This window comes from Mycobacterium sp. C31M (assembly GCF_053345865.1).
Window position 1 is genome coordinate 45630 of record NZ_JBKFAX010000013.1, and the last position, 23443, is coordinate 69072.

Here is a 23443-nt window from a genome sequence, read left to right on the forward strand (position 1 = left end):
AGCGTGAACGGGTGCCGGTGACCGATCGAGCTCCCACCGCAGTCGGGGTCGTGCTGGCGGCCGGGATCGGCGCGCGGATCGGCGCCGACGGCAACAAGGCCTATCTGAGTCTGGCGGGCCGCCCGATGCTGGCCTGGTCCGTACAGGCCGTTGCCGACACCCCCGAGATCGACCGCGTCATCCTGGTCCACCGCCGCGGCGAATTCGACACCGCCGACCGCATGGTGCGCGAGGAACTACCCGGGCGGACAATCGAACTCGTCTCCGGTGGTGACAGCCGCCACGAATCGGAGTTCAACATGCTGCGCCATATCGCCCCCGATATCGAATCCGGCGCCGTCGACATCGTGCTCATCCACGATGCAGCGCGGCCGTTGGCCGGGCCGGCGATGATGCGGTCGGCACTGGAGACCGCGCGGCGCTTCGGAGGTGCCGTCCCCGCGGTCGAAGCCGTCGGGTTGGCCCGACCGACCGGCACCGGGCTGCAACCGCTGACCGAATCGGTGGTCCGGGTGCAGACACCGCAGGCCTTCCGCGCGGCCCCGCTGCTGGCGGCCTATCGTCGCGCCGACACCGAGGCCTTCGACGGCACCGACACGTCATCGTGTGTGCAGCATTTCACCGACACCGATGTACGGGTGTTCCCCGGCGCTGCAACCAATCTCAAGGTCACCTATCCACCGGATATCCGGCTGGCCGAGCATCTGCTCACCGGCACGCGATAACCGCCGCCAGCAGCGCTGCGTCATCGGGCAGGTCCGCCGCGACGGCATCGGCATCACCGGGCACCGTGACGGCGTCGGCCAGGTCGCCGGCGAGCAGCCGACCGATCGCGAACCCGTGCGGGTACTGCACCGACCGCAGCTGCGAACGATCCACCGTCGAGGTGATCGTGCCCTGCCTGTCAACCACTTTCACGGTGTCGGTCACCGGCAACACCGGGACCACCACTTCGGCTCCTCCGACGAGTGCCTGCACCACCCTGTCGACCAGGGACGCCGCCAGCAGCGGGTACCGGTGGTCGGCCAGCAGCACATGGGTCGTCCCGCGTTGTTTCAGCAGATCCGCCGTGGACACCAAACACTCTGCCCGGCTTGCCGATTCATCGACCGCGACGATCTCCACGGCGAATCCCGACAGCGTCGTATCGACCTCGTCGGCCAGTCCCGCCGCGACCGGCACCACGATCTCGTGCACCACCGGGGCCAGCGCGCCGACGATCCGAAGCAGCGCGGACTGCCCCGCCAGCGGCGTGAACACCGCGGCCGGACGGTCCCCCGGCGGCAACGGCAGGATGGCGGAAAGTCTCACGGCGGTCAGGGTAGCCGGTGACCGGCCCGGAACCGCTGCAGGTATGACTGCCAGCTCCACCCGGCCAGGAAGTCGGCGGCCGCCCGGTACCCGTTGTCGAACAACGCCTCGACCTCGGCGTCGGTGATCCCGAAGTCGAGAAAACCGATATCCGTCGAGTCGACCCTGATCGTCCGCGCGCTGACCCACGGCTGGTTGAGATAAGCCTGATCGCGGCCGACCAGTACGGTGGTGATGACATCGTCGAGCATTCGGGACGGCCCCAACCGCCGCAACGGCGCCCAGGCCGGCAGCAGATGATCGGTGTCATTGGGCAGATTCGGCAGCACGGTGACACCGAAGCTGGGCCACCGCGGTGCGGCACCGTCGGACCGGTCCAGGGAGTCGATCGGGAAGTTGGACAGCAGCCCGCCGTCGACGAGCGTGGACACCCGCCCGCGGACATCGGCCAGCGGCACCGGGCGAAAGTAGAACGGGATGGACATCGATGCCCGCACCGCATCGGCGACCGACTGCTCGTCCGGGTCCAGACCGTAGACCCGGCGATAATCCCAGGGCAGCCGCACCAACTGTCCGGTGGTGATATCGGCGACGGTGACCACCAGCTTGTAGCGCTGCTCGGGTGCGAGCTGGTCATCCTCGATCGCCAGATCCCCGAAGGTACCGACGCCGAGGTTGCGCAGTTGGCCGCGCAACCAGTCGTGCGCGTAGTCACCCTTGTAGATGCCGCGCCCGCGGGCCAGCGCCAAGGACGGGCCCACCACCGGAACACGGCCGATCAGCGTCGGGTCGCGGAACTTGCGGTACTTCAATTCCAGCGCAATCTCTTTGAACTCACCGCCGGACAGTTGCGGTCCCGCAGCGACAAGAGAACCCACGATCGAGCCCGCCGATGTCCCGGACACCCGCTGGGCAAGGCAGCCCGCGTCCAGCAGTGCCGCGACGGCACCGATCAGACCGATACCCTTGACTCCCCCGCCGGAGAGGACGAGGTCGGCCCGGGAGGCGCCGGCTACACCGGGTCGAATGCCGAGATCAGCCAGCTGTCGTCGACCTTCTTGAGCCCCACCTTGACCGCACTGGTGGAGAACGAACCGTCCGGGTTCTCCGTGCTGGTGGTGGTCTGGTTGAGGAACACCAGCACCACTGCCGAATCGGGCTGCAGCTCGACCAACGCGGCATTCACGATCGCGGCCGTCGTCGAGACCGACTTCTTGGTCGCCGCCGGCGCGACGATCTGCTCGGTGAATTGGTTGTAGTAGTTCAGGAAATCACCGGTCAGATGTGTTTTCGCATCGGTGAAATCCTGATCCAGGCTCTCCGGGGCATAGGACAACATGGCCACCGTGCCGTCCTTGGCCGCGGTCAGAGCGGCATCGGCGGCGGCGGCGTTGGTCGCCCGGTCCGGCACGAACTGGGTGGCGTAGAGCCAGCCCGTCACCCCGCCGGCCACCGCGAGCAGTGCAACCAGCACCAGTGCCACGATATGGCGTCGGGCCTGCTGCAAGACTTTTCGGCCACCCCGCGCGGGAACGCGCGCTGCGGGCACGGTGGTCGGGCCGGTGTCCTCGGCCTCGTCCGCCGCGGTGTCGTCCGCTTTATCCGCCGCGACGTCCTCGATACGGTCTGCCTCGATATCGTCGGCGTCGAGGCGGATGTCCTGGTCATTGGGCACGGTCACGGCGCAAACTCGACTTTCGCCATCTTGATCTGGTCTCCGTCGCGGGCGACGCTGACGATCAACCGCCAGTTGCGCGGATTCTCTTTGGCACCTTGGGCATTGGTGATCGTCGAATTGGCCGCGACCAACACATCGGCGGTGTCCTCGGTCTTGGACTGCACGGCGGTGGCGGACACCGTCGCCTCCGTCACCACCTTCGAGGACTCGGCCACCTTCGTGAACTCCTCGGCCTGGCTCGCGAAATCCTCGCGGAACTGTCCGGTCGAGTTGTCCAGGATGCGCTGCACATCGGCCCCGGCGCTGGTGAAGTTCAGCGACATCAACGACACCACGCCCTGCCGGGCCGCCGCCGAGAAGTCCGCGTCGAGCTGGCGCTGGTGGTCGGCCGCTCGATGCTGCCAGACGATGAAACCACTGAACGCGGCCAGCCCGGCGATCGCCACCACCGCCAGGACGACCGCGGCGACCTTGGCCAGTCCCGGCAGCCGCCCGGAGCGCGCAGAGGATTGCGGCTCATCGGGTTCGGCGACGTCGATCTCAGTGGCATCGACCTCGGTGGCATCGACCTCGGTGGCATCGACCTCGGTGGCATCGACCTCGGTGGCCGACTCGGTGAGTTCGACCGCGGAGCTGCCGTCCTCCGTAGACCCTCCGACCGCGGGCTCGGCCTTCGCCGCCTCTTCAGCCTCTCGACGCAGCTTGATGGCGCGCGCGCGGGCCCTTGCCGCGACGGCTGCCGCCTCGGCTTCGGCGGCCTCGGCCTCCGCCTCCTCGGCAGACAGGGTGAGGGCATCGGCCTCGGTGGCGTCGGGCGACGTTGCCCCACGCTTTCGGCTCAGCATCCTGTCCTCCAACAGCAAACGAGAATGACATTTCCAATCTCGACCATCAAACCGACGATACCTCATGGCTGAACCGCCGGAAAATGTCTTTCTTCCTGCGGAAATACTATTCACAAGCTGTGCGTACGCTCAGCTTTTCCCGGCCTGCAAGCGATCCTTCATCACCTTGCCGGTCGCGTTCAGCGGCAGCGTCTCGAGAAACTCTACGTACCGCGGGACCTTATATCCCGCCATCCGGTCGCGACTCCAGCCGATCAGATCGGCCTCCGACAGTCCGGTCTCACGCAGGACCACGAAGGCTTTGCCGACCTGACCCATGCGTTCATCCGGCACCCCGATCACCGCGGCCTGCCGGACGGCGGGATGTTCCAACAGGAAGCCTTCGATCTCGGCGGGGTACGCGTTGAATCCCCCGACGATGAACATGTCCTTCTTACGACCGACGATCTTCAGCCGTCCGGCCACGTCGAATTCGCCGAGATCCCCGGTGTGCAGCCAGCCGTCGGTATCGATGGTGTCCGCGGTGGCCGCCGGGTCGTCCAGATAGCCCTGCATGACGCTGTACCCGCGCACCAGCACCTCGCCATCGTCGGCGAGGCGCACCTCGACACCGTCACACGGCAGACCGGCGGTGGTGGCGATATCGGTGAACGAGTCGCCAGGGCGCGACAGCGTCACCGTGCCGGCCTCGGTCAGTCCGTAACCGGTGGCGAGCGTCTGGAACGGCAGTTCCTCGTGGACGCGGCGGATCAGCTCCACCGGGATGTCAGCCGCTCCGGTCACACCGGCACGCAGGGTGGCCAGTCGCTGTTTGTCCTCGACGGCCAGCAGCGAGTGATATAGCGTCGGCGGGCCGGGCAGCATGGTCACCCGCTCGGTCTCGATGAGATCGACGACGGCGGGCACATCGAGCACCGAGACCGGCAGGATGGTCGCGCCGCGGATCAACGAGGAGATGCACCCCGCCTTGTAACCGAATGTGTGGAAGAACGGGTTGACGATGAGGTAACGGTCACCCTCGCGCAGATCGGCCAGATCGCACCATTCGGTGTAGAGCCGAAGCGTCTGTCGATGATTCATCATCACGCCCTTGGCCCTACCGGTGGTGCCCGACGTGTAGATGATGTCGGCGGTATCGGTACCCCGCAGCCCGGCTGCCACGTACGGGCGCCCACTGCCCAGGAAGTCCGAGGTGATCTCGATGGCCGGCACGCTGTCGGGGACAGCGAATTCCTGTCCCAGGAAACCGTTTTGACGCAGTACCGCCTTGGCGCCGCTGCGGGTGATGATATCGGCGGCCTCGTCGGCCTTGAACCGGGTATTGACCGGGACGACGACACCGCCGGCAGTGACGAGGCCGAACGCCGCGATCAACCAGGCTGCGGAGTTCGGCGCCCAGATCGCCGCCCGGTCACCACGCTCGATGCCGAAGTCAGCGAAAGCGCCTGCCGCCGTGCGTATCCGGTCTGCCAGTTCGACGTAGCTGAGCCGGAGCGGTCCGTCGACGACCGCTTCGGAGTCACCGAAGCGGTCGCCGACGCTCAAGACCATCTCGGGGATGGTCTCCCATTGCTGGTGGTAGGTCACGCCGTGATGAGTCGACCCAGGTTGCCACCCATGATCTTGGCCTGGTCCTCGACGGCCAGGTGCTCAAGAGCGGTGATGTAGTGGGTGGGCTCGGCCAGGCCCTCCGGGTGCGGCCAGTCGGAGCCGTACAGCACCTGATCGACACCGATCAGGTTGATCAGATCGTCGATGCCCTCCTCGTAGAACGGGCTGACGTAGATGCGGTTCTTGATCTCTTCCATCGGGTTGCCCAGGAACGCCTCGGGGGCCTTCTTGTACACCTCGGACATGGAATCCAGTAGCGGGAACATCCATTTCGAGCCGGCTTCGACGATGCCGACCTTGAGCTTCGGATGCCGGAACAGCGCACCGTGGATGACCCAGGACGCGACGGCATCCTGAATCGGGCGCCATTCGTTGAGGATCGACATGGCGTTGGTCTGGAAGGGCAGCATCTCCTGTGCGGCGCCGTCCCATTCGGAGGTGTAGCGCGAGTAGCCGCTGTCGGACGAGTGCATACCGACGAAGATGTCGTACTCGACACAACGCTCCCAGAACGGGTCGAACTCGGGCAGCGCGAACGAGCGCGGGCCGCGGAATCCGGGCACCGGAGCGGGACGGATCAGGATGGCACGGGCGCCACGCTTGACCGCCCATTCCAGCTCGTCGATCGCCTTCTCGACGATCGGCAGAGTGATGACCGGCGTGGTGTAGATGCGATTCTGGTAATTGAAACCCCACACCTCGTGCAACCACTCGTTGAGGGCGTGGACGATGACGTGGATGGCGACCGGGTCGTCGGACAGCCGCTCCTCGATGAGGCTGGCCAGGGTCGGAAACATCAGGCTGCGGTCGACACCGAGTTCGTCCATCACCTTGATGCGGGGCTCGGGCTCGAAGAAGGCCGGGATCGCCTTCATCGGCTCACCGAACAGCTCGCGCTTGCTCTTGCCGTCGGGATTGCCGAACTTGAAGTATTCCTCCCAGGCGCCCGGCTTGGCGACGACCGAGAAGGTGGGGTTGGGGATGTAGTTCGAGATCTGCCCCTTGAGCGCGATCTTGGTGCGCCCGTTGATCTCGACGTACTGGACGATGTCCTTGTACTCCTTGGGGAGGTACTTGGTCATGGCCTCCGGCGGCTCATACAGATGGTTGTCCGCGTCAAAAAGCGGAAACGGAACGTCGACGCGATGCGACAGCTGACCCATGAGATGCTCCTTTTCGGTTCATGAGAATCATATTCTCAATCTCGCGCGATCGCAATGCCCGGACGCCTCGCGGCACGCGCGGTAATGACGTTCCGCTGCATCGACACCGCCGACCCGGCAGGCGGTCAGGCCCGCACGCTCTGCCGGACCAGATATTTCTGCACCTTGCCGCTGGCAGTGCGTGGGAGGTCGGCGCCGGCAGCGACCTCGTGCAGTTCCTCGGGCCATTTCTGCCGCGCCACCCCGGATCGCTCGAAGTGTTCGCGCACCTCGCCGAGGCTCGGCATGGCCGCGCCCGCGCGGATCCGCAATACCGCGGCAACCCGTTCGCCAAGGCGGTCATCGGGGGCGGCCACCACGACGGCCTCGATGACGGCCGGCATGGCCAGCAGGACCTCCTCGACCTCGAGGGCGCTGATGTTCTCCCCGCCGCGGATGATCAGATCGGCGGTGCGGTCGGTGATGGTCAGATAACCGTCGGCATCCAGGACGCCGATATCGCCGGTGCGGTACCAGCCGTCCTCGTCGAACGCTGTGGCCGTCAGCTCATCGTCGGTGTAGCCCAGACACAGATCGGGCCCTCGACTGAAGATCTCGCCATCGGGGCCGAGCCGGATCTCGACCCCGGGCCGCACATCGCCGTCGGTGAAAAGCCGCTTGTCCTCCGGCGCCGAGGCTCCCGAGCCGGTGATCGACGGGTGCTCGGTACTGCCGTAGGCGCGGAAGACGAACAGGCCCAGATCGGCCAGCCGTCGGGTGACGGTCGCGGGTACCGTCGACCCGCCGAGGCCCACCGTCGTGAACTTCGCCAGGTGCGCCTCGGTGAACCCGGGGTGGTCCATCAGGCTGGTGACGAAATAGGGCGGACCACCACCGATGGACAGTCCCTCGCGCTCGATCAGGTCCAGCACCTTGCCCGGATCCCACACATCGCACAGGTCGATCGGCGCGCCTTCCAGCACCGGGATCAGGAACGCCCCGAGCATGCCGATGAAGTGGCCGACGGGTGTGGCGGTGAGCTGGCGCCCCCGGTCGGGTGGGTAGTTGTCCAACAGTTGGCGGGTCTCGAAGGCCAGTGTCTGGTGACTGTGGATGACCCCCTTGGGCTGTTTGGTGGTACCCGAGGTGAAGGCGATGAGCGCCGGGGACGACGGGTCCGCGGGCAGCGCACCGGTCAGCGGTTCGTCGGCGAACAGCTCATCGAACGAGGCCTGCCCGACCAGCCCGACGATCGGGATATCCGCGCACAGATCGGGTTGGAACGTCATCCGGCCGAACTGCTCGGTGGTCAGGAACACCTTGGGCCGCGCGGTGGCCAGGATGTGACCGAGTTCCTTGCGCCCGTAGAAGTGCACGATGGGCACGGTCACCGTCCCCAGCAGCGCCGACGCCCAGAAACAGACGGCAGCCTCCATCCAATTGGGCAACTGCATCGCCACCACGTCGCCCGGCCGCACACCGCGGTGGCGTAGCCCGCCGGCAAGGAAGCGGGCCCGTCGTTCGACATCGGCGAAGGTGCCGCGGTACGGGCGCACCTCGGAGTGCACACAGAAGCCGGCGTCAGGACTGGCCGACAACCCCTCGGCCAGCATCTGGCCGAGCGTCTCGGGCCGCCACCAGCCCTGCTCGATATAGCGTTCGGTCAGCTCCGCGGGGATGCAACGCACGCCGGTGATGCTATTCTCAGCCTACGAGAATGCCAATATCGCATTCGGAGAACATAATGGTTCGGCAGGTCAGCCGGTGGCCAGTTCCCTGATCGGATCGGCACCATCCCAGCCTTGGGCGGCCTGCCGGACGAATGCCGCCATACCCGCGGACGCCTCGGTCAGTTCCATGATCTCGACGATCGCGGAGGGCGCACCGACCGGTTCCACGTAGGCGAAGCGGACACCCTGCCCCTGACCGCCGGACCAGACCACCGGCCAACCGGCTGCCTCGACGGCCTCCATGGTCGCGTCGAAATCCTGGGTCCAGTAGGCGAGTTGGTGGAACTCGCCGGCACCGGCGGCCAGGAACTCGGTGAAGATGCTCGGGGTGTCATCGGCCTGCTGAATCACCTCGATCTGCAGATCGCCGCTGTTGGCCAGCGCCAGCGACAACGTCACCGCGCAGGGATCGCCACGGTAGGTGACCTGCTGGGGTAGACCCCGCATCACGAACCAGGGTCCCACTCCCAGCGCCACCCACCCGGCCAGTGCCGCATCGAGATCGCGGACGACATAACCGATCTGGCGCACCGGACCGGGTAGGACGGGAGATGGCGGCATATCGGCACGCTAACCCACGCAGGCGCGCTCCGTGCCGAATCGCTTGAGCCGAGATAGCCGATCGGCTACCCTGAAGCAATCGAGTAGCCGAACGGCTACCCCGCCGTGGTGCTGCGAGAACCCTTGCGGCCCATGGTGACAGCTTGATGCGACGGGCAGGTGCCGATGACCACCATGACCACCCGCGGCCAGCGGATCATGCTGTGGACGGCCCCGCCGGCCATGGCGCTGTTCGCACTCGCCTTCGTCCTGTTCCCGGTGTTCTCCCCACCACTGTCACCGACACTGACCCCGGAGGAGGTCGCCGCCTTCTTCCGGGACCACAACACCGGCATTCTGGGCGTCGTGATCCTGTGCAACCTCATCGCCGGATCCCTCGTCCCGATCTTCGCCGTGACCGCGGTCCAGATGTCACGAACGGCTACCTCCAGCAGCGTGTTCAGCTATGCCTACATCATCTGCGTCGGGGCCGGCACGACATGTTTCATCCTCGCCGACTATTGCTGGGGGGTCGCCGCCTTCCGGCCCGATCGCGACCCACAGTTGATCAGCCTGCTCAACGATATGGCGTGGTTCTTCTTCATCGCACCGGTCGGCACGTTCGTCGTGCAGAACCTCTGCCTGGCGGCGAGCATCTATCTCGATGCCCGGCCGGACCCGGTATTTCCCCGCTGGGTGGCCCATTTCAACATCGCCACCGCGGCACTGCTGGTGCCCGGCGCGTTCTCGGTGCTGTTCACCTCGGGCCCGCTGGCATGGAACGGTGCACTGTCGTTCACCGTGCGCACCGCCGTGTTGGCGACCTATCTGACGGTGATGTTCCTGGTTCTGCTGCGCGTCGTCGACCGCCAAGACCAGGAACACCAACCCCGCGAACAGGAAACCCTGGTATGAGCCAGGTCATCACCACCGTGGGGCCGGTGTCCGGCCACCGGAACCCCAAACTCGACCAGTGGCTTGCGTTCTGGACGGTGCCGTTCTTCTTCACCCTGTTCGGAATCGTCTTCGTCCCGCTGAGCTGGATGATGCCGCCGCGCTCACCGAGCGGTTCGCAGGCACAGATCGTCGAGTTCATGCAGTCACCCAACCTGCTGATCGCCTGCGCCATCCTGACGGTGTCGTTCGGCCTCGCTCCGCTGTCCAATGCGGTGTATCTGAGTCAGATCAAGCGCATGTCGGTCAGTCCGGTGCTGCGCTACTCCATGATGGTCGGCTCCATGACCGGCGCGATCGTCGGGATGTTGTTCCCGATGTTCTGTTTCGGCCTGGGCGCGTATCGATCCGGCTACGAACCCGAGATCCTGGCCATGCTGTACGACTTCGGTTACCTGGCGTACATCGGTTCGCTGGGCTGCTTCTGCGTCATGTGGATGGCCTTCGGGCTGGCCATCATCCTGGATCGTAATGGCGTGCTGCCGAAATGGCTCGGGTACTACACCGTGTGGCAGTACGTCACCGAACTCATGGCCGCGCCGGTCTGGATCTCCAAGTCGGGCCCGTTTGCCTGGAACGGGTTGATGACGTTCTGGTTCGCGATGGTGCTGTACGTGTCGTGGCAGATCATCGTGTACGTCTGCATCTATCGGTCGATCAAGAACCAACCCACCGCGAGCGTGGTCGGATGACCGAGGTCGCGGTCGACAACGCGCCACCGAAACCGCAGCTGCGCAACCGCATTCCCGGCGAGTCGAGCATGTGGTTCTTCGTCATCGGCGACCTGCTGATCTTCGGCGCCTACTTCGTCGCCTACGTGTATTACCGCGGGCAGGATCAACAGCTCTTCCTGGAGAGCCAGGCGCGCATCAATCTGGACATCGGCGCGGCCAACACCGTCGTCCTGCTCACCAGCTCGCTGTTCGTCGCCCTGGGCACATCCGCTGCACGTGCCGGCCGCACCGCAGATGGTGTGCGGCTGTTCGCAATCGCGCTGGCCATCGGGGCGGTGTTCCCGGTGCTGAAGATCTTCGAGTACGTGCCCGAGATCGCCGCAGGCGTCACGCCGGGCACCAACCTGTTCTTCATGTACTACTTCGTGATGACGGGACTGCACCTGTGTCACGTCATGCTCGGGCTGGTGATCCTCGCCTTCGTCATCGCCAATCTGCGGGCGAAGCCCAACATCTCGTTCTTCGAGACCGGCGCCACCTACTGGCACATGGTCGACCTGCTGTGGCTGGTGTTGTTCGCCCTGCTCTATCTGATGAGGTGACCGTGGCAGTCTTGTTGCGCAATCGGTTGGTGACGGTCTGGGCGGTGCTGACCCTGGTGACCGTGGTGTCCTGGCTCACCGCACGGGACGGCGGCGCATCCCATGTGCTCAACGCGACGGTGACGGTGACGGTGCTGCTGATCGCCGCGGTGAAATCGCAGTTGGTGATCTGGTACTTCATGGAGGTCCGGCACGCGCCCGGCTGGCTGCGGGTGACGACCGGCGCCTGGGTTGCCGGGCTGTTTGCGCTGCTGCTCGGTTTCTACTTCGCCGGGTTCTGAGGCGCCACGGACGGACCCGGGCCCGACCGCACCTTGCCGGTCGCCGCCTCGAAGCCGCTGCCGGCCAGATCACCGAAGATCTCTTCCAGCGGCAGCGCTTCACCTTCGAGTTCGCGCAGCCAGTGCTCCACGAACTCCAGCGTCTCGGCATGCCCCGCGGACATCCCCAGGGCCTGCTCCATGACCAGCGCCCACGACAGGCTGGTACCGATGACCGCCCACACCACCGGCGGCACATCACCGGGATCCACGCCGTAACGTTCCAGCGCCGCGCCCATCGCCACGCGTTGCTCCTCGCGGAAACGTTCAGCGTAGTAGCTGATCTCGGCGCGCAATTCCTTGCGATGGTTGGCCAGCCCCATGAACTCCATGGTCAGCCGGGTGGAATCCGAATCGGTACTGAACAGCCAGATGGCTCGCAGCGGCTGCGCCGACTTCAGCGCCGCCTCCAGCACCACCAACCCCTGCTCGGCACGTCGCCGGAACACCGCCAGGAACAGTTCGTCCATGGTGCGGAAGTAGTAGTGCACCAATTGGGGTTTGAGACCGGCGCGCTCGGCGAGTCGCCGCGAGGTGACCGCCGCATAACTCTCGTCGATCATCAGGGCCTCGGCGGCGTCGAGCAGCACACCCCGGTTCTTGGCATCCGGTGCGCCGATTCTGCGTGCCGTCGACATCGCGCCTCCATCCTTGCTCGCAAGTGTGCGGGTCGCTCGCCGGATGATATCGACCCTCCGGATGTGACCTTGACCACGACTCTATCCACATGCTAAGCAGGTGCACAGCACTTTCAGGCAACAACCCTCCACGGCAAGGACTCTGCACCGCAGAAATCCCGCCGATGTTCACCCCACCCCACAGCCCGGGAGATCACACCCACAATGAGCGAATACGCGACGCTGGACTTCCTCACCGACCAGTCGCTGGTACCCAACCCGTACCCGTACTTCGACTACCTGCGCGAGCAGAACCCGGTGCTGCAGGTTCCACCGTGGGGCTGTTACGCCGTCACCGGCTACGAGGAAGCGGTCGCGGTCTACAAGAACACCGACGCGTTCTCCAACGCGGTGGCACTCGGCGGCCCCTTCCCGCCGCTGCCCTTCACACCCGAGGGCGATGACATCTCCGAACAACTCGAGGCGCACCGGCACCTGCTGCCGATGTTCGAGCACATGGTCACCATGGATCCACCGGATCACACCAAGGCCCGCTCCCTGTTGAACCGGCTGCTCACGCCGCGCCGGCTCAAGGAGAACGAGGACTTCATGTGGAAGCTGGCCGATGTCCAGCTCGACGAGTTCCTGGACAACGGCCAGTGCGAGTTCCTGGCCGAGTATGCAAAGCCGTTCTCGCTGTTGGTGATCGCCGACCTGCTCGGCGTCCCTGAGGAGGATCACCAGCAGTTCCGCACCAAGCTCGGCGCCGACCGCCCCGGCGCCCGGGTGGGCTCGCTGGAGCAGGAGGTCGTCGACGAGAACCCGCTGCAGTTCCTGGACGACAAGTTCATCGCCTACCTCGAAGACCGTCGGGCCAACCCGCGCGAGGACGTGCTGACGTCGCTTGCCACCGCGCTCTACCCGGACGACTCGGTGCCCCCGGTGATCGAGGTGGTGCGCTCGGCAACCTTCCTGTTCGCCGCCGGACAGGAGACCACCACCAAGCTGCTCAGCGCCGCCATGCGGGTGCTCGCCGAGAACCCCGAGGTGCAGCAGAAGCTGCGTGACGATCGCAGCCTGATCCCCACCTTCATCGAGGAATCGCTGCGCCTGGAGAGCCCGGTGAAATGCGATTTCCGGTTGGCCCGCAAGACAACCGAAGTCGCCGGCGTGAAGATCCCGGCGGGCTCCCCGGTGATGGTGCTCCCCGGCGCGGTCAACCGCGACCCGAACCGTTTCGACAATCCGCACGAGCTGCGACTGGACCGTAAGAACGTACGCGAACACATGGCGTTCGGCCGCGGTGTGCATTCCTGCCCGGGTGGCCCACTGGCCCGGGTCGAGGGGCGGGTCTCCATCGAGCGGATCCTGGATCGGATGGGTGACATCACCGTCGACCCCGAGAAGCACGGTCCCGTCGGCGATCAGAACTTCAACTACGAGCCGACCTTCGTGCTGCGCGGGCTCACCGAGCTGAACATCAACTTCACCCCGCTGGGCTGAGACTCCACGGACGACGAAATCGCTGCTACCACAACAAGGTAGCAGCGATTTCGTCGTTCGAAGGCTATGCGGGTCGCATATAGAACGGCATCTCGATGGTCGGCCACTGGTTGCGCCCGCACGACCCGCTCGGACCGACGGTCTTGTCGTAGCCGGTGTATTCGGTGGCGAGCGCGTCGACATGCCCATCGGCACCGACCGGGTAGAACTTGTAGGTCTGCAGCCCCTCGACCGGGACACCGTCGGCGCAGAAGCGCCAACCCGGCACCTGCCGCTTGACGTACCACAGGCCGTTGGTGGTGTAGATCGGCGCGGACCACCCCGCATCGCTGGTCACGGTGCCCGCGCAATCCACCGGCGAGACGCAGGTGGTGGAGATGGTCCAGGTGCTTCGCGTCGACGGCTGGTTCTCCCGGCGTTGATTCACCTGCGCCCATTCACCGTTCGACGATGTGAGGAAGGTGCCGTTGATTCCCCAGGCAGGGTCGGCGACCGCCGTGGCCGGGCAGCCGAGCGCCACAGCGGATGCGAGAACGGCCCCGAACACCGTCAGCTTGTTGGCAGGCACAGGTTCACCCCTCTGATGCGATTGTGACGTTCCCCCGCCAGAGGATATCTCCGGGGTGAACAAACCTCTCCGAAATAGAGAATTTCGTTTCCCTTTGTGCGAGAGTAGAAGACGTGCGTGTGACCGTTCTTGCGAGCAGTGCGTTGATTGCGGCCGGCCTGATCGTCGCCCCGCAGCCGGTCCCGCCCCGCGCCGCGGCGGGACCGCAGACCTGCAACGACGCGTTCTGCGTGCCCGGCATCAACCCGCACGCCGTACTGGGTGCCCCCTGCTTCAACACCACGTACTTCGTCTTCGGCGTGGATGCCCGCAACAACTGGGGTCGGCTGGTGTTCTGCGGATCGCCGCGCCGGTACGAGCCCCGTTGGTTCCGGTCCCCACCGATGGTCGGCATCCGCGAAGAGCACAGCCTGTGCATCAACGAGAACAATTCCGTCGCACAGGCTCCCGACGGGCTGTTCCTCAGCTGTGTGTCGATGAACGGTGACACCCGCTGGCGGCGCGGCGACTCCTGACACCGGGACTACCAGCTGCGCAGCGAACACAGCGCGCCCTTGGGTCCACTGTTGGTCTTGACCACCACACCATCCACGGCCAGCGTGCACTTCATGGTCGGCGGCGCCAAATTGGGCGACTCCCCCGACTGCACGGTGACCATCGCCCACAGTTCCGGGTCGGCCAGCATCGCATCGAACACCCACGGCCGGTCGGGTGCGACGTCGACATCGGCACGCGGGCTGAACTCATACGGGTTGTGGCTGTAATCCGACCAGGTCGGCGGGTCGGCCTCGCGGTAGTAGATGTGCACGAAGAAGGGCGCATCGGTGGTCACGGTGTACTGCACGTGGTGCAGTGGCGGCGGTGGCGGCAACGGCTCCGCCGACACCGGAGCAGCGGCCACCACGGCGAGAACGACGGCGGGCAAGGCACAGCCGATCATCGGGCGCATATCACATCCTCGTCAGGTGGAACGGGTACACGAAGGAGCCGCCCGGCGCACCGTCACATCCGACGGCAAAGCTCGAAACAAGCTCTCCGGCAAGGGTCTTCTCGTCCCAGGTGTACACGTCGCGGGTCGGGATCACGGGCCCGTAATAGATATCGCCGCAGCGCAGCCCGAACGGCTCGTCGATGATCATCGTGTAGCGACCGTCGACCAGTCGGGCGTCGGCGTGCGAGTACTTCGCCTTGGCCACCGGCTGTGGAACGGTCAGGATGTTGATGCAGTCCGGGACGTGGCCGCCGCGCCCGTCTGGGCACGGCGTCACTGCCGACCATATCCAGGTGTGGAAGTCCCGGCGGTCCGGGATGTGCACGTCGTAGTTGCCCAGATACATCTGGGCCTGGGCCGGCGGGGCGCCGGTGACGGACATCGCCACGGCGCCCACCACGGCAGCCATCCGCGCGAGACAGACTGTCCACCTGCTCATGTCGGCATCAGCTCCTGCCAGCTGCTCGCGGTCTTGACCAGATCCGACTGCTGGTACAGCCGACCGTCGGGACCCATGTACTCACCGGTGCGCGGGTTGTACTTGGCGACCGCCACCGACGGTCCGGGCGACGCCGCACCGTCGAACGCGGCGGGCGCGGCGGGCATGCCCGGTACCGGCGGCACGGGGCCCGGCGGCGGCCCGGCCGGCGGGGGCGGTTGCGCGCCGTCCGCAGGCACCTGCACAAAGGTGTCCGGGAACTGTGGCACCTGGGTGGCCTGTGGCTGATCGCCCGGCGGCAGCGGTACCAGCTCGTAATCGGGCTCCGGCGGCGGCAATTGGCCCACCACCGGCGGTTCGGTGTACAGCGGCTGGCCCGGCAGCAGTGGCCCCGGCGGCATGCCCGGGAAACTGGGCGGCGGCACCGGCACCGGTGAGGGCAACGGCGGCGGCACGGTCACCCCGGGTGGCAGCGGGGTGCCGGCCAAGGGGCCGAAGATGTTGTCATCGGGCCGCACCCGGTCGTCCACCGGCACACCCTGCGAGATCAGGTTCGGATCGAGCGGGTACGGACCGAGAGCATGCTGGCGCTGCGCCAGCGGCTGAAATCCACGGGGATCGTTGCACAGCTCGACCGTCGGCGCCCGCTTACCGGGGTGTTCCTGGCACGGGTAGTTACGGGCACCGCGCACCGCGATGGGCGAATCCTGCGGCAACTTGCAGTAGATGTTGTCGGGGGTGTCGATCACCGTGGTGTCCGACGGGGAACGCCAGGCCGATGGCGGAAGGAAGCCCACCGTGCACGACGGTGGATCACCAAGGCCCAGCGAGAACTCACCGTTGGGCAGGCCCGTCGGATTGTTGGTGGGTGCGTAGGTCTGGATCTGGGAGACGTACGGCGGCAGCAGCACCAGTAGTTGCTCCAGCGAGGCGTTGTACGTGACACCGATCTGTCCGATGGTGGTCAGGTTGGCCAGCAGCACCGGCAATGTCGGCTTGACCGACTCCAGCAGCATCGATGTCTCGTTCGCGAATCCCGGCCCGTTGCGCAGGATCGAGCGGACCTCGGCGTCGTTGTCCGACAGTTGCCCGGTGATACGGGCCAGTCCCGCTGCCCATGTCCGGGTCTGCTCGGTGGTCTGGGCCTGCGCATCCAGGAACGGGCCGGCATCGTCGATCAGCGCCCGGGTCTGATCGGAGATCTCGGTGGCGTCCTGGGTGATCGTCGAAGCCGAGTCGAGCAGCGACCCGAAGTCGAAACCCGTGCCATTGAACGCCTGGTACGACTCGTCGAGCAGATCACTGAGCCTGTCCCCCGGGATGGTGTCGACCAGTGCGCTGAGCTGATCGAGCATCGGCCCGACCTGCTGCGGAATGGTCGTGTTCTCCCTGGCGATCACCGAACCGTTCTCCAGGAACGGCCCGGAATCGTTGCGCGGCAACAACTCCACGAACTGCTCGCCGACGGCGGACATACTGCGCACCTGGGCCTCGAGGTCGGCCGGGATGCGCGGTTTGGTGTCCAGCGACAGCGTCGCCTCGGCGCCGTCCTCGGTCAGGTCGATCGCGGTGACCTTCCCGATCTGCGAGCCACGGTAGGTGACATTGCTGAACTGATAGAGGCCACCGGTGGCCGGCAGTTCGAGCTTGACGGTCAGCCGACCCACGCCGAGCAGCGTGGGCACCTGCATGTAGCTGAACACCATGACCGCCACACCGATGATCGACGCAATGGTGAACAGGATGAGCTGGGTGCGGACGAAGCGGGTCAGCATCAGCGGCCTCCCTCAGGAGCAGGTGAACCACCTTGTGGCCCGTACGGTCCTGCAAAGATGCCGTCGGCGGGCTGCGGCGCCGGTGCACCGAAGACCGGGGGCGGCGGCGTGACCGGCAGCACCGGACCGAGATTGGTCGGCAGCGGCGGCGGGGCCGCAGGCGGCGCATCAGGTGCCGCCCCCTCGGGCGGAAGCGGGTTGACGCCGGTCTTGAGCGGGTCGTAGGTGTAGTTCAGGTACGGCGGGTCACCCGGCGCCGGAACGATCTCCAGACCCGACTCACCCCACCGCGTACCCAGGAACAGGCTGCGCTTGAGGCGCGGCACGGTCAGGTCGATGGTGGCGAACAGGTTGTAGTAGTCACCGCGGATCGCCCGGTCGATGAAGCTCTGCGTGAACGGGAAGTGCACCGCGTAGGCGAGCACATCGGGCAGTTCGCGACCGACATCGGCGAGTGCCTTGATGGCGGGTTCCAGGTTCTTCAGGTTGGCCACCAAGTCGGCCTGCGACTCGTTGACCAGTTCGGCCGCGGTGTTGCCGAAGGTGCCCAGTCGGCGCATCGCCTCGACCAACCGCGGACGCTCCCTGATCAGCACGTCCATCGCGGGCGGAACCTTGTCCAGAGCTCGGGATATCGTATCGCGTTGTCCGGCAAACGTTTCCGAAAGGCGATTCAGGTTCTGGATGGACGCCACGATGTTCGCCCGCTGCCCGTCCAGCACACCGACAAAGGTGTCCAGTCGGGTGATCAGATCCCTGATCTCGTCCTCGCGCCCGCTGACCGCAGCACTGAAATTGTGGATCACGTCGCCGATCTGGCCCAACCCGCCACCGTTGACCACGGCAGCGAGCGATGACAGCGTCTGCTCGGTCGACGGGTAGGTGGACGAGTCATTCAGTGCCACCGTCGATCCCGGAGCCAATCTGCCGTCGGGCGCCTCACCGATGGGCGGATTCAACGCCAGGTGCATGGAGCCGAGCAGGCTGGTCTGACCCACGCTGGCCACCGCATTGGCCGGCACCACGACATCGGGCTTCACCGAAACCTCGACCTGGGCATGCCAGTCCTTGACGCTGAGACTGCGCACACTACCGACGACGACATCGTCGATCATCACCGGCGAGTTCGGTTCCAGTGTCGCCACATTGGCGATGTCCACGTGGTAGACGACGGCATCGGAACCGCGGCCCACGGCACCCGGCAGGGGTAACGAGTTGACGCCCTGGAAGGCGCAGCCCGATGTCACCATCGCGACGCAGGCACCGACTGCCGTCACCGATCGTTTTGTTCTGCTCATCATGCCGGTGGCGTCCCTTCGGCTGGCAGCAACGGAGCATCGGGTGGGACCGGACCAGGCGGCGGCCCCGGCAGCGGGCCGGGAACGGTGCCGGCCGGAGTCAACATGTCGCGCAGCGATGACGGGACATTCGGCGGCACGATCGGCGGTGCGCCCGGCAGCATCTGCTGTGCACCCGGCGGCGGGGTGCCCGGCGACCGGCCGGTGAACGGTGGAGGCGGTGGCGGGCCGGGAACGTAGGCCGACAGCGCCGGCGGGGTGTCCGGCGGCTCCGGCGATCCACCCGCACCACCGGGCATCAGACCAGGTTCGGAGTAGATGATGTCCTCTGGGCTGGCCGACGGCATCAGGTACGGCGAGATCGGGAACGGCAGGTGATTGAAGTTCAGCAACCGCAGCGCGGGCCCCAGATACTGCGAACACAGTTTTGCGGTCTCCGGGGCCGTCACATTCTCGACCGCGCCGATGGCACCGCAGATGAACTGCATGGGATCGGAGAAGTTGTTGAGCACGAACTGACCGACCGCGCTTCCGGTCGACGGGTTGTAGATGTTGTAACCGTTGAGGAACGCGTTCGGCGCGATGTGCAGGAAGTTCTCCAGGTTGAGCCTGTTGTCGACCAGGTTCTGGGTGACATTGGCCAGTCGCTGCACCTGCTCGGAGGTCTGGTTGCGGCTGCCCGCGACGAAACGCTGCACCTCCGTGATGGCCACCGACAGACTCTTGACCGCGGCATCCACATCGTCACCGGAGCCGTTGACCACGCTGGTCAACGTCGCAAGTCGGTTCTGGAACTGCACCACCTGCTCGTTGCTGTTCTTCAGTGCGGTGACGAACTTCTGCAGGTTGGTGATGATGCCGACGATGTCCCCACTGCCCTCGGCCAGCACCCGGGCCACCCCGGACAGCTCACTGATGGTCTCGCGCAGTTTCGGCCCATTGCCCTCCAACGCAGTTGCGGCACTATCGATGAACCGTGACACCGAGGTATCCGAGACACCGCTCTGCGGCCCGAGTTCGGTGGCCAACCGCATCAGCTGGGTCTTGACCTCATCCCACTCGACGGGCACAGCGGTGCGGTCCAACGGGATGACCGCATCGTCGGGCAACGTCGGACCCTCGTTCCGATAGGCCGGCGCCAGCTGCACATACCGTGCCGCAACCAGATTGGGCGCCACGATGACGGCCTTGGCCTCCGCGGGTACCTCGATGCCGCGATCCACCTTGAGCCGGACACGGGTCTGGGTGCCCTCCGGACTGATCGACTCGATGGTGCCGACCTTGACCCCGGAGACCCGGACCTCGTCGCCCGGGTACACACCGGTCGCCGTGCTGAACAACGCCGAGATGGTCCGTGGAACGAAGAAGAACTGCCGCACCAGGGCGACCGCACCGACGATCACCACCACGGCCGCCAGCACTGCGATCGCCGTTCGCACACCTTTACGGTTCATCAGCGCGAACCTCCCGGAATCCCGTTGTACGGCAGCGGTAGTTCGGCACGCGGGCCGATATTGTCGGTCGGTTGCCCGGCGTTGACACCACGGCGGAAACCGAATGCATAGTCCAGGAAAGGCTGCAACAGCTGCGCGGGTTGCAGGTTCGGCACGTAGGCGTTGTAAAACGGCCCGTTGGCCAGTGTCTCGGCCTGCGACAGCATGAACTTCTTGATATTCGGCAGTGCGGCACTGATGTTGTCACGGTTGCGCTCCAGCACCTCGGTGACGGCATTGAGCCGCTCCAAGGTGGGCGCCAGCTGTGCTTCGTTGTCGGCTACCAGGCCGGCCAGCTGCTGCGATACCGCAGTCGTGTTCGCCAGCAGGCCGACGATGGCCTCGCGGCGGTCGTTGAGCACACCGAGCAGGTCATTGGCGTTGAGTATCAGGGTGTTCAGCTGATCGCTGCGCTGCCCCAACACCTTCGTCACCTCACTGGCACTACTCAACAACGCCGCGAGATCCTCGTTGCGTCCGTTGATCGACTTCGACAGTCTGCTCAGCCCGTCGAAGGTCGGGCCCAGTCGCGGCGCGATCTGATCGATCGTCGCCGACAGCGTGTCCAGCGACTCGTTGAGCGACGTCGTGTCGGTGCCGGCGGTATTGGTGGTCAGGTCACTGACCGCGTCGGTCAGCGAGTACGGGGACGAGGTTCGCGAGGTGGGAATCACCTCGGACTGCCGCAGGGTTCCGCTGCCCGCCGACTCCAGCGTCAACACGCGTTCGCCGAGCAGCGATCCGGTCCTGATGTGCGCTGTGGTCTGCGAACCCAGCGGGTACTTGCCCGCCGTCGTGAAGGTCACCAAGGCGTCGCCATCCTGCAGCGAGACATCGGTGACCGACCCGATCTTGATGCCGGACAACGTCACATCGTTGCCGATGGTGATTCCGCCGGCCTCGCTGAACAGCGCCTGATGGCGCACCGAGGTGGCCCACTGGACCAGCTTCTCGGGTTGCAGACCGACGGCGATGACGAGCACCAGCAAGATGGTGCCCATGAATCCTGCCTTGACCAGACTGGCCCCGCGATACTTCAGCATCAGGGCTCACCACACCTTCCGGATTCCTGCTTGAGCATGGGGAACACGGCGGTTCGGCCCTGGAGGTCGGTCACCCGGATCGACAGACCGCAGATGTAGTACATGATCCAGCTGCCATAGGAACCGAGCCGAGCCAACTTCTTGAAGTTCATCGGCGCCTTCTGCAGCGCCGCATCGAACCCGGCTCGGCCGTCGTAGAGCAGTGGCGCCATTCGGTTGAGCTCGTCGACGGTGCCCTTGAGCGGCTGCCGTGCCTCGGTGAGCAGACCTGCCAGTGAGGCAGTTCCGTTGTCCAGCGCGGTGATCGCCTCACCGACGGGGTCCCGGTCCTCGGCGAGCCCGGCGATCAGCTGTTCGAGCCCGTCGATGGTGCCGTCGAACTTGTCCCCATCGGCAGCCAGGGTATCCACCACCTGGTTGAGATTGGTGATCAGCTGCTGGATCACCTCGTTGTTGTCCGCCAGCGAATTCGAGAACGATGATGTCCTGCTCATCAGGGAGTCCAACGCACCGCCCTGCCCCTGCAGAATCTGGATGAGTGATGTGGTGAGGGCATTGACATCCTGGGGGTTGAGTCCCTGGATCACCGGCCGCAGACCACCCAACAGCAGATCGAGGTCGAGCGCACCGGCGGTGCGTTCCTTGGGGATCTGCGATCCGGCCGGCAACAATCTGGTCGAGTCCGGGGTGTCGATCAGCTCCAGATAGCGATCCCCGACCAGGTTCAGGTATCGCACCGCGGCCGTGGTCCCGGTGGTCAGCGCGACGTCACGGTCGGTGTCGAACTTCACCAGGACCGAGCGATCCTCCTGCAGCGATACATCGTTGACGGTGCCCACCCGCACACCGGCTACCCGGACCGAGTCGCCGGGCCCCAGTCTTGAGGCATCGGCGAACACCGCGGAATAGCCGTTGGTCGAGCCGCTGCGGTACTGGCCGAACGCCATGAACAGGAACACCGTGAGCAGCACCATCACGACGGCGAACGCCAGGAATTTGACCAGAGTGGTCGTCGAACGGGTCATCCCGGCTGTCCTACCTGTGTGGTGTTACGCGGCGGCCCGTCCAGCGGGCCGAACAGCATTTGCTTCAGACCGTCGGAGTTCAGCAGAATGCCCTGGTTGCCGTACTGCCATGGATTGGCGTCGGTGTCGGTCACCAGGTACTTGGCCCGGTTACCGAATCCGATGTACGGCAGGCCCATACAGTTGGGTCCGCCCTTGGCGGCGACCTTGGGCAGGTTCTGTGGGTACCGGTAGCGCTCGATCCCCAGGGTGAACGCCACATTGACCAGCACGCCGGGATCCGGCAGCGGCGGTTGGTTTTTCACGAACAACATGCCCTGCAGCGCGCAGGTCAGCGACGGCGCGTACTCCCGCAGCAGATCGGTGGTCGGCACCAGCAGCCGCAGCACATCGCTCAGTGGCTGGCTGTTGGACCCGACGACGTCGTTACCGACGTCAGCGAGCCCGATCATGCTGACCAGGAACGCGTCGAGATTGTGCTCCTCCTCGACGATGCTCTGGCTCAGTCGGGTGGCATTCTCCAAGGTGCGCAGCAGATCCGGGGCGGCGTCGGCATACGCACCGGCGACCGTCGCGGTGGCTTCGATATCGCGCTCCATGTTGCGCAGGCTGGGTTCCAGCTTGGCCAGCAACGCATCAAAATCGCTCAGCGTCTGGCCGATCTTCTCACCGCGCCCGCCGAATGCGGCCGACATCGCTCCCAGGGTCTCGTTGAGCTTGGCCGGGTCGATCTTGTCGAGGACCCGGGTGAGCTGCTGGAACACCGTGTTGATCTCGACGGTGACATGCTGGCCCTGCAGAACCTGCCCGGCGTACATCGTCTTCGGCGACGGATTCTCCGGCGGCACCAGATTGACGAACTTCGCGCCGAACACCGTCGACGAGGCGATATCGGCGGTGACATTGGACGGAATGAGGCGGAGCTGATCGGGATTCATGTCCAGTTTCAGCGCCGCCCGACCGTCGGGCAGCGCCTCGATGTCAGCGACCTTGCCGACCTCCACACCACGCATCTTGACCTTCGCGTCGGCGTTCATCACCAGGCCGGCCCGGTCCGAGATCAGGGTCACCGACTCGGTCTCGGTGAAGTCGGCACGGAACAAACCGATCGCCAAGCCCACCACGAGGGCAAGTGCCACCACGGTGGCCAACCCGGCCAGCGGACGTGTGTAGCTGCTCGCACCGAAGTTCCGGCCGGTCGTCGCCGCGGCCGGTGGCGCACCACTGGTCGTCTCCGACCGGTGTGCCGGTCCCGGACCCAAATCCCTTGTCACCGTTGAGTCT

The 23443-nt window shown here is 65.7% G+C and carries 25 protein-coding genes; 7 read left to right on the top strand and 18 right to left on the bottom strand.

The window, feature by feature from the left end; translation table 11 throughout:
* Window positions 1-17: 17 nt before the first annotated feature.
* The gene (locus ACLBYA_RS19910; RefSeq protein ID WP_447711163.1) at window positions 18-725 is read left to right on the top strand and encodes an IspD/TarI family cytidylyltransferase; all 708 of its coding nucleotides are present in this window, start codon (window positions 18-20) and stop codon (window positions 723-725) included.
* On the opposite strand, the gene ACLBYA_RS19915 is transcribed toward ACLBYA_RS19910, so the two are convergent.
* The 8 genes from ACLBYA_RS19915 to ACLBYA_RS19950 form a co-directional block, all read right to left on the bottom strand.
* Window positions 709-1311 carry a 2-C-methyl-D-erythritol 4-phosphate cytidylyltransferase gene (locus ACLBYA_RS19915; protein WP_447711164.1) on the bottom strand — a complete coding sequence of 201 codons (603 nt, stop codon included), beginning with the start codon at window positions 1309-1311 and terminating at the stop codon, window positions 709-711. The genes ACLBYA_RS19910 and ACLBYA_RS19915 overlap by 17 nt on opposite strands.
* A 5-nt stretch (window positions 1312-1316) precedes the next feature.
* Entirely contained in the window at window positions 1317-2339 is a 1023-nt protein-coding gene (locus tag ACLBYA_RS19920; RefSeq protein WP_447711313.1) for a patatin-like phospholipase family protein, read from the bottom strand.
* Window positions 2324-2992, bottom strand: coding sequence for a hypothetical protein (locus ACLBYA_RS19925; RefSeq protein ID WP_447711165.1), 669 nt, complete (start codon window positions 2990-2992; stop codon window positions 2324-2326). The genes ACLBYA_RS19920 and ACLBYA_RS19925 overlap by 16 nt, the downstream gene beginning before the upstream one ends.
* Window positions 2989-3834 (bottom strand): hypothetical protein, encoded by an 846-nt coding sequence (locus ACLBYA_RS19930; protein WP_447711166.1) that lies wholly within the window; start codon window positions 3832-3834, stop codon window positions 2989-2991. The genes ACLBYA_RS19925 and ACLBYA_RS19930 overlap by 4 nt, the downstream gene beginning before the upstream one ends.
* A 129-nt stretch (window positions 3835-3963) precedes the next feature.
* Window positions 3964-5421: a FadD3 family acyl-CoA ligase gene (locus ACLBYA_RS19935; protein ID WP_447711167.1), complete on the bottom strand. Its 1458-nt coding sequence runs from the start codon at window positions 5419-5421 to the stop codon at window positions 3964-3966.
* Window positions 5418-6608 carry an amidohydrolase family protein gene (locus ACLBYA_RS19940; RefSeq protein ID WP_447711168.1) on the bottom strand — a complete coding sequence of 397 codons (1191 nt, stop codon included), beginning with the start codon at window positions 6606-6608 and terminating at the stop codon, window positions 5418-5420. The genes ACLBYA_RS19935 and ACLBYA_RS19940 overlap by 4 nt, the downstream gene beginning before the upstream one ends.
* Window positions 6609-6733: 125 nt before the next feature.
* The gene (locus ACLBYA_RS19945) at window positions 6734-8275 is read right to left on the bottom strand and encodes an AMP-binding protein (protein WP_447711169.1); all 1542 of its coding nucleotides are present in this window, start codon (window positions 8273-8275) and stop codon (window positions 6734-6736) included.
* Between the two features lie 69 nt (window positions 8276-8344).
* The gene (locus ACLBYA_RS19950) at window positions 8345-8878 is read right to left on the bottom strand and encodes a VOC family protein (protein ID WP_447711170.1); all 534 of its coding nucleotides are present in this window, start codon (window positions 8876-8878) and stop codon (window positions 8345-8347) included.
* Window positions 8879-9052: 174 nt separating this feature from the next.
* On the opposite strand from ACLBYA_RS19950, the gene ACLBYA_RS19955 reads away from it, so the two are divergent.
* From ACLBYA_RS19955 to ACLBYA_RS19970, 4 genes are read left to right on the top strand one after another with little or no spacing between them, the layout of a single operon-like run.
* Window positions 9053-9772 carry a hypothetical protein gene (locus ACLBYA_RS19955; protein WP_447711314.1) on the top strand — a complete coding sequence of 240 codons (720 nt, stop codon included), beginning with the start codon at window positions 9053-9055 and terminating at the stop codon, window positions 9770-9772.
* Window positions 9769-10503 (top strand): hypothetical protein, encoded by a 735-nt coding sequence (locus tag ACLBYA_RS19960; RefSeq protein ID WP_447711171.1) that lies wholly within the window; start codon window positions 9769-9771, stop codon window positions 10501-10503. Before ACLBYA_RS19955 ends, ACLBYA_RS19960 begins: the two co-directional genes overlap by 4 nt.
* Entirely contained in the window at window positions 10500-11087 is a 588-nt protein-coding gene (locus tag ACLBYA_RS19965; RefSeq protein WP_447711172.1) for a cytochrome c oxidase subunit 3, read from the top strand. Before ACLBYA_RS19960 ends, ACLBYA_RS19965 begins: the two co-directional genes overlap by 4 nt.
* Window positions 11088-11089: 2 nt before the next feature.
* Window positions 11090-11368, top strand: a complete 279-nt coding sequence (locus tag ACLBYA_RS19970) for a cytochrome C oxidase subunit IV family protein (RefSeq protein ID WP_447711173.1) — start codon at window positions 11090-11092, stop codon at window positions 11366-11368.
* Here the strand turns inward: ACLBYA_RS19970 and ACLBYA_RS19975 are convergent.
* The gene (locus tag ACLBYA_RS19975) at window positions 11350-12045 is read right to left on the bottom strand and encodes a TetR/AcrR family transcriptional regulator (protein WP_447711174.1); all 696 of its coding nucleotides are present in this window, start codon (window positions 12043-12045) and stop codon (window positions 11350-11352) included. The genes ACLBYA_RS19970 and ACLBYA_RS19975 overlap by 19 nt on opposite strands.
* Window positions 12046-12249: 204 nt before the next feature.
* Here ACLBYA_RS19975 and ACLBYA_RS19980 point away from each other — a divergent pair, with 204 nt between their 5' ends.
* Window positions 12250-13527 (top strand): cytochrome P450, encoded by a 1278-nt coding sequence (locus tag ACLBYA_RS19980; protein ID WP_447711175.1) that lies wholly within the window; start codon window positions 12250-12252, stop codon window positions 13525-13527.
* Between the two features lie 64 nt (window positions 13528-13591).
* Here ACLBYA_RS19980 and ACLBYA_RS19985 read toward each other — a convergent pair whose 3' ends face one another.
* Window positions 13592-14095 carry an Rv2253/PknI dimerization domain-containing protein gene (locus ACLBYA_RS19985; RefSeq protein ID WP_447711176.1) on the bottom strand — a complete coding sequence of 168 codons (504 nt, stop codon included), beginning with the start codon at window positions 14093-14095 and terminating at the stop codon, window positions 13592-13594.
* A 113-nt stretch (window positions 14096-14208) separates the two neighbouring features.
* On the opposite strand from ACLBYA_RS19985, the gene ACLBYA_RS19990 reads away from it, so the two are divergent.
* Complete coding sequence (locus ACLBYA_RS19990; protein WP_447711177.1) at window positions 14209-14610, top strand: hypothetical protein; 402 nt, start codon at window positions 14209-14211, stop codon at window positions 14608-14610.
* An 8-nt stretch (window positions 14611-14618) separates the two neighbouring features.
* Here ACLBYA_RS19990 and ACLBYA_RS19995 read toward each other — a convergent pair whose 3' ends face one another.
* From ACLBYA_RS19995 to ACLBYA_RS20030, 8 genes are read right to left on the bottom strand one after another with little or no spacing between them, the layout of a single operon-like run.
* On the bottom strand, window positions 14619-15035 hold the full coding sequence (locus tag ACLBYA_RS19995; protein WP_447711315.1) for a hypothetical protein: 417 nt from the start codon (window positions 15033-15035) through the stop codon (window positions 14619-14621).
* A 10-nt stretch (window positions 15036-15045) separates the two neighbouring features.
* Window positions 15046-15525, bottom strand: a complete 480-nt coding sequence (locus tag ACLBYA_RS20000; RefSeq protein ID WP_447711178.1) for a hypothetical protein — start codon at window positions 15523-15525, stop codon at window positions 15046-15048.
* Window positions 15522-17300 carry an MCE family protein gene (locus ACLBYA_RS20005; protein WP_447711179.1) on the bottom strand — a complete coding sequence of 593 codons (1779 nt, stop codon included), beginning with the start codon at window positions 17298-17300 and terminating at the stop codon, window positions 15522-15524. The genes ACLBYA_RS20000 and ACLBYA_RS20005 overlap by 4 nt, the downstream gene beginning before the upstream one ends.
* Window positions 17300-18598 carry an MCE family protein gene (locus ACLBYA_RS20010; RefSeq protein ID WP_447711316.1) on the bottom strand — a complete coding sequence of 433 codons (1299 nt, stop codon included), beginning with the start codon at window positions 18596-18598 and terminating at the stop codon, window positions 17300-17302. Before ACLBYA_RS20010 ends, ACLBYA_RS20005 begins: the two co-directional genes overlap by 1 nt.
* Window positions 18598-20052: an MCE family protein gene (locus ACLBYA_RS20015; RefSeq protein WP_447711180.1), complete on the bottom strand. Its 1455-nt coding sequence runs from the start codon at window positions 20050-20052 to the stop codon at window positions 18598-18600. The genes ACLBYA_RS20010 and ACLBYA_RS20015 overlap by 1 nt, the downstream gene beginning before the upstream one ends.
* A complete protein-coding gene (locus tag ACLBYA_RS20020; protein WP_447711181.1) occupies window positions 20052-21134 on the bottom strand; it encodes an MCE family protein in 1083 nt (360 codons plus the stop codon). The genes ACLBYA_RS20015 and ACLBYA_RS20020 overlap by 1 nt, the downstream gene beginning before the upstream one ends.
* Window positions 21134-22159 (bottom strand): MCE family protein, encoded by a 1026-nt coding sequence (locus tag ACLBYA_RS20025; protein WP_447711182.1) that lies wholly within the window; start codon window positions 22157-22159, stop codon window positions 21134-21136. Before ACLBYA_RS20025 ends, ACLBYA_RS20020 begins: the two co-directional genes overlap by 1 nt.
* Entirely contained in the window at window positions 22156-23433 is a 1278-nt protein-coding gene (locus tag ACLBYA_RS20030; protein ID WP_447711183.1) for an MCE family protein, read from the bottom strand. The genes ACLBYA_RS20025 and ACLBYA_RS20030 overlap by 4 nt, the downstream gene beginning before the upstream one ends.
* Between the last annotated feature and the right edge of the window lie 10 nt (window positions 23434-23443).

Bases quoted from the DNA above. Each gene is read 5' to 3' on its own strand.
- ACLBYA_RS20005 (WP_447711179.1), bottom strand. From the start codon at position 17,300: ATGCTGACCCGCTTCGTCCGCACCCAGCTCATCCTGTTCACCATTGCG.
- ACLBYA_RS19980 (WP_447711175.1), top strand. From the start codon at position 12,250: ATGAGCGAATACGCGACGCTGGACTTCCTCACCGACCAGTCGCTGGTA.
- ACLBYA_RS20000 (WP_447711178.1), bottom strand. From the start codon at position 15,525: ATGAGCAGGTGGACAGTCTGTCTCGCGCGGATGGCTGCCGTGGTGGGC.
- ACLBYA_RS19960 (WP_447711171.1), top strand. From the start codon at position 9,769: ATGAGCCAGGTCATCACCACCGTGGGGCCGGTGTCCGGCCACCGGAAC.
- ACLBYA_RS20020 (WP_447711181.1), bottom strand. From the start codon at position 21,134: ATGCTGAAGTATCGCGGGGCCAGTCTGGTCAAGGCAGGATTCATGGGC.
- ACLBYA_RS19965 (WP_447711172.1), top strand. From the start codon at position 10,500: ATGACCGAGGTCGCGGTCGACAACGCGCCACCGAAACCGCAGCTGCGC.
- ACLBYA_RS20015 (WP_447711180.1), bottom strand. From the start codon at position 20,052: ATGAACCGTAAAGGTGTGCGAACGGCGATCGCAGTGCTGGCGGCCGTG.
- ACLBYA_RS19995 (WP_447711315.1), bottom strand. From the start codon at position 15,035: ATGATCGGCTGTGCCTTGCCCGCCGTCGTTCTCGCCGTGGTGGCCGCT.
- ACLBYA_RS20010 (WP_447711316.1), bottom strand. From the start codon at position 18,598: ATGAGCAGAACAAAACGATCGGTGACGGCAGTCGGTGCCTGCGTCGCG.
- ACLBYA_RS19955 (WP_447711314.1), top strand. From the start codon at position 9,053: ATGACCACCCGCGGCCAGCGGATCATGCTGTGGACGGCCCCGCCGGCC.
- ACLBYA_RS19930 (WP_447711166.1), bottom strand. From the start codon at position 3,834: ATGCTGAGCCGAAAGCGTGGGGCAACGTCGCCCGACGCCACCGAGGCC.
- ACLBYA_RS19950 (WP_447711170.1), bottom strand. From the start codon at position 8,878: ATGCCGCCATCTCCCGTCCTACCCGGTCCGGTGCGCCAGATCGGTTAT.
- ACLBYA_RS20025 (WP_447711182.1), bottom strand. From the start codon at position 22,159: ATGACCCGTTCGACGACCACTCTGGTCAAATTCCTGGCGTTCGCCGTC.
- ACLBYA_RS19940 (WP_447711168.1), bottom strand. From the start codon at position 6,608: ATGGGTCAGCTGTCGCATCGCGTCGACGTTCCGTTTCCGCTTTTTGAC.
- ACLBYA_RS19975 (WP_447711174.1), bottom strand. From the start codon at position 12,045: ATGTCGACGGCACGCAGAATCGGCGCACCGGATGCCAAGAACCGGGGT.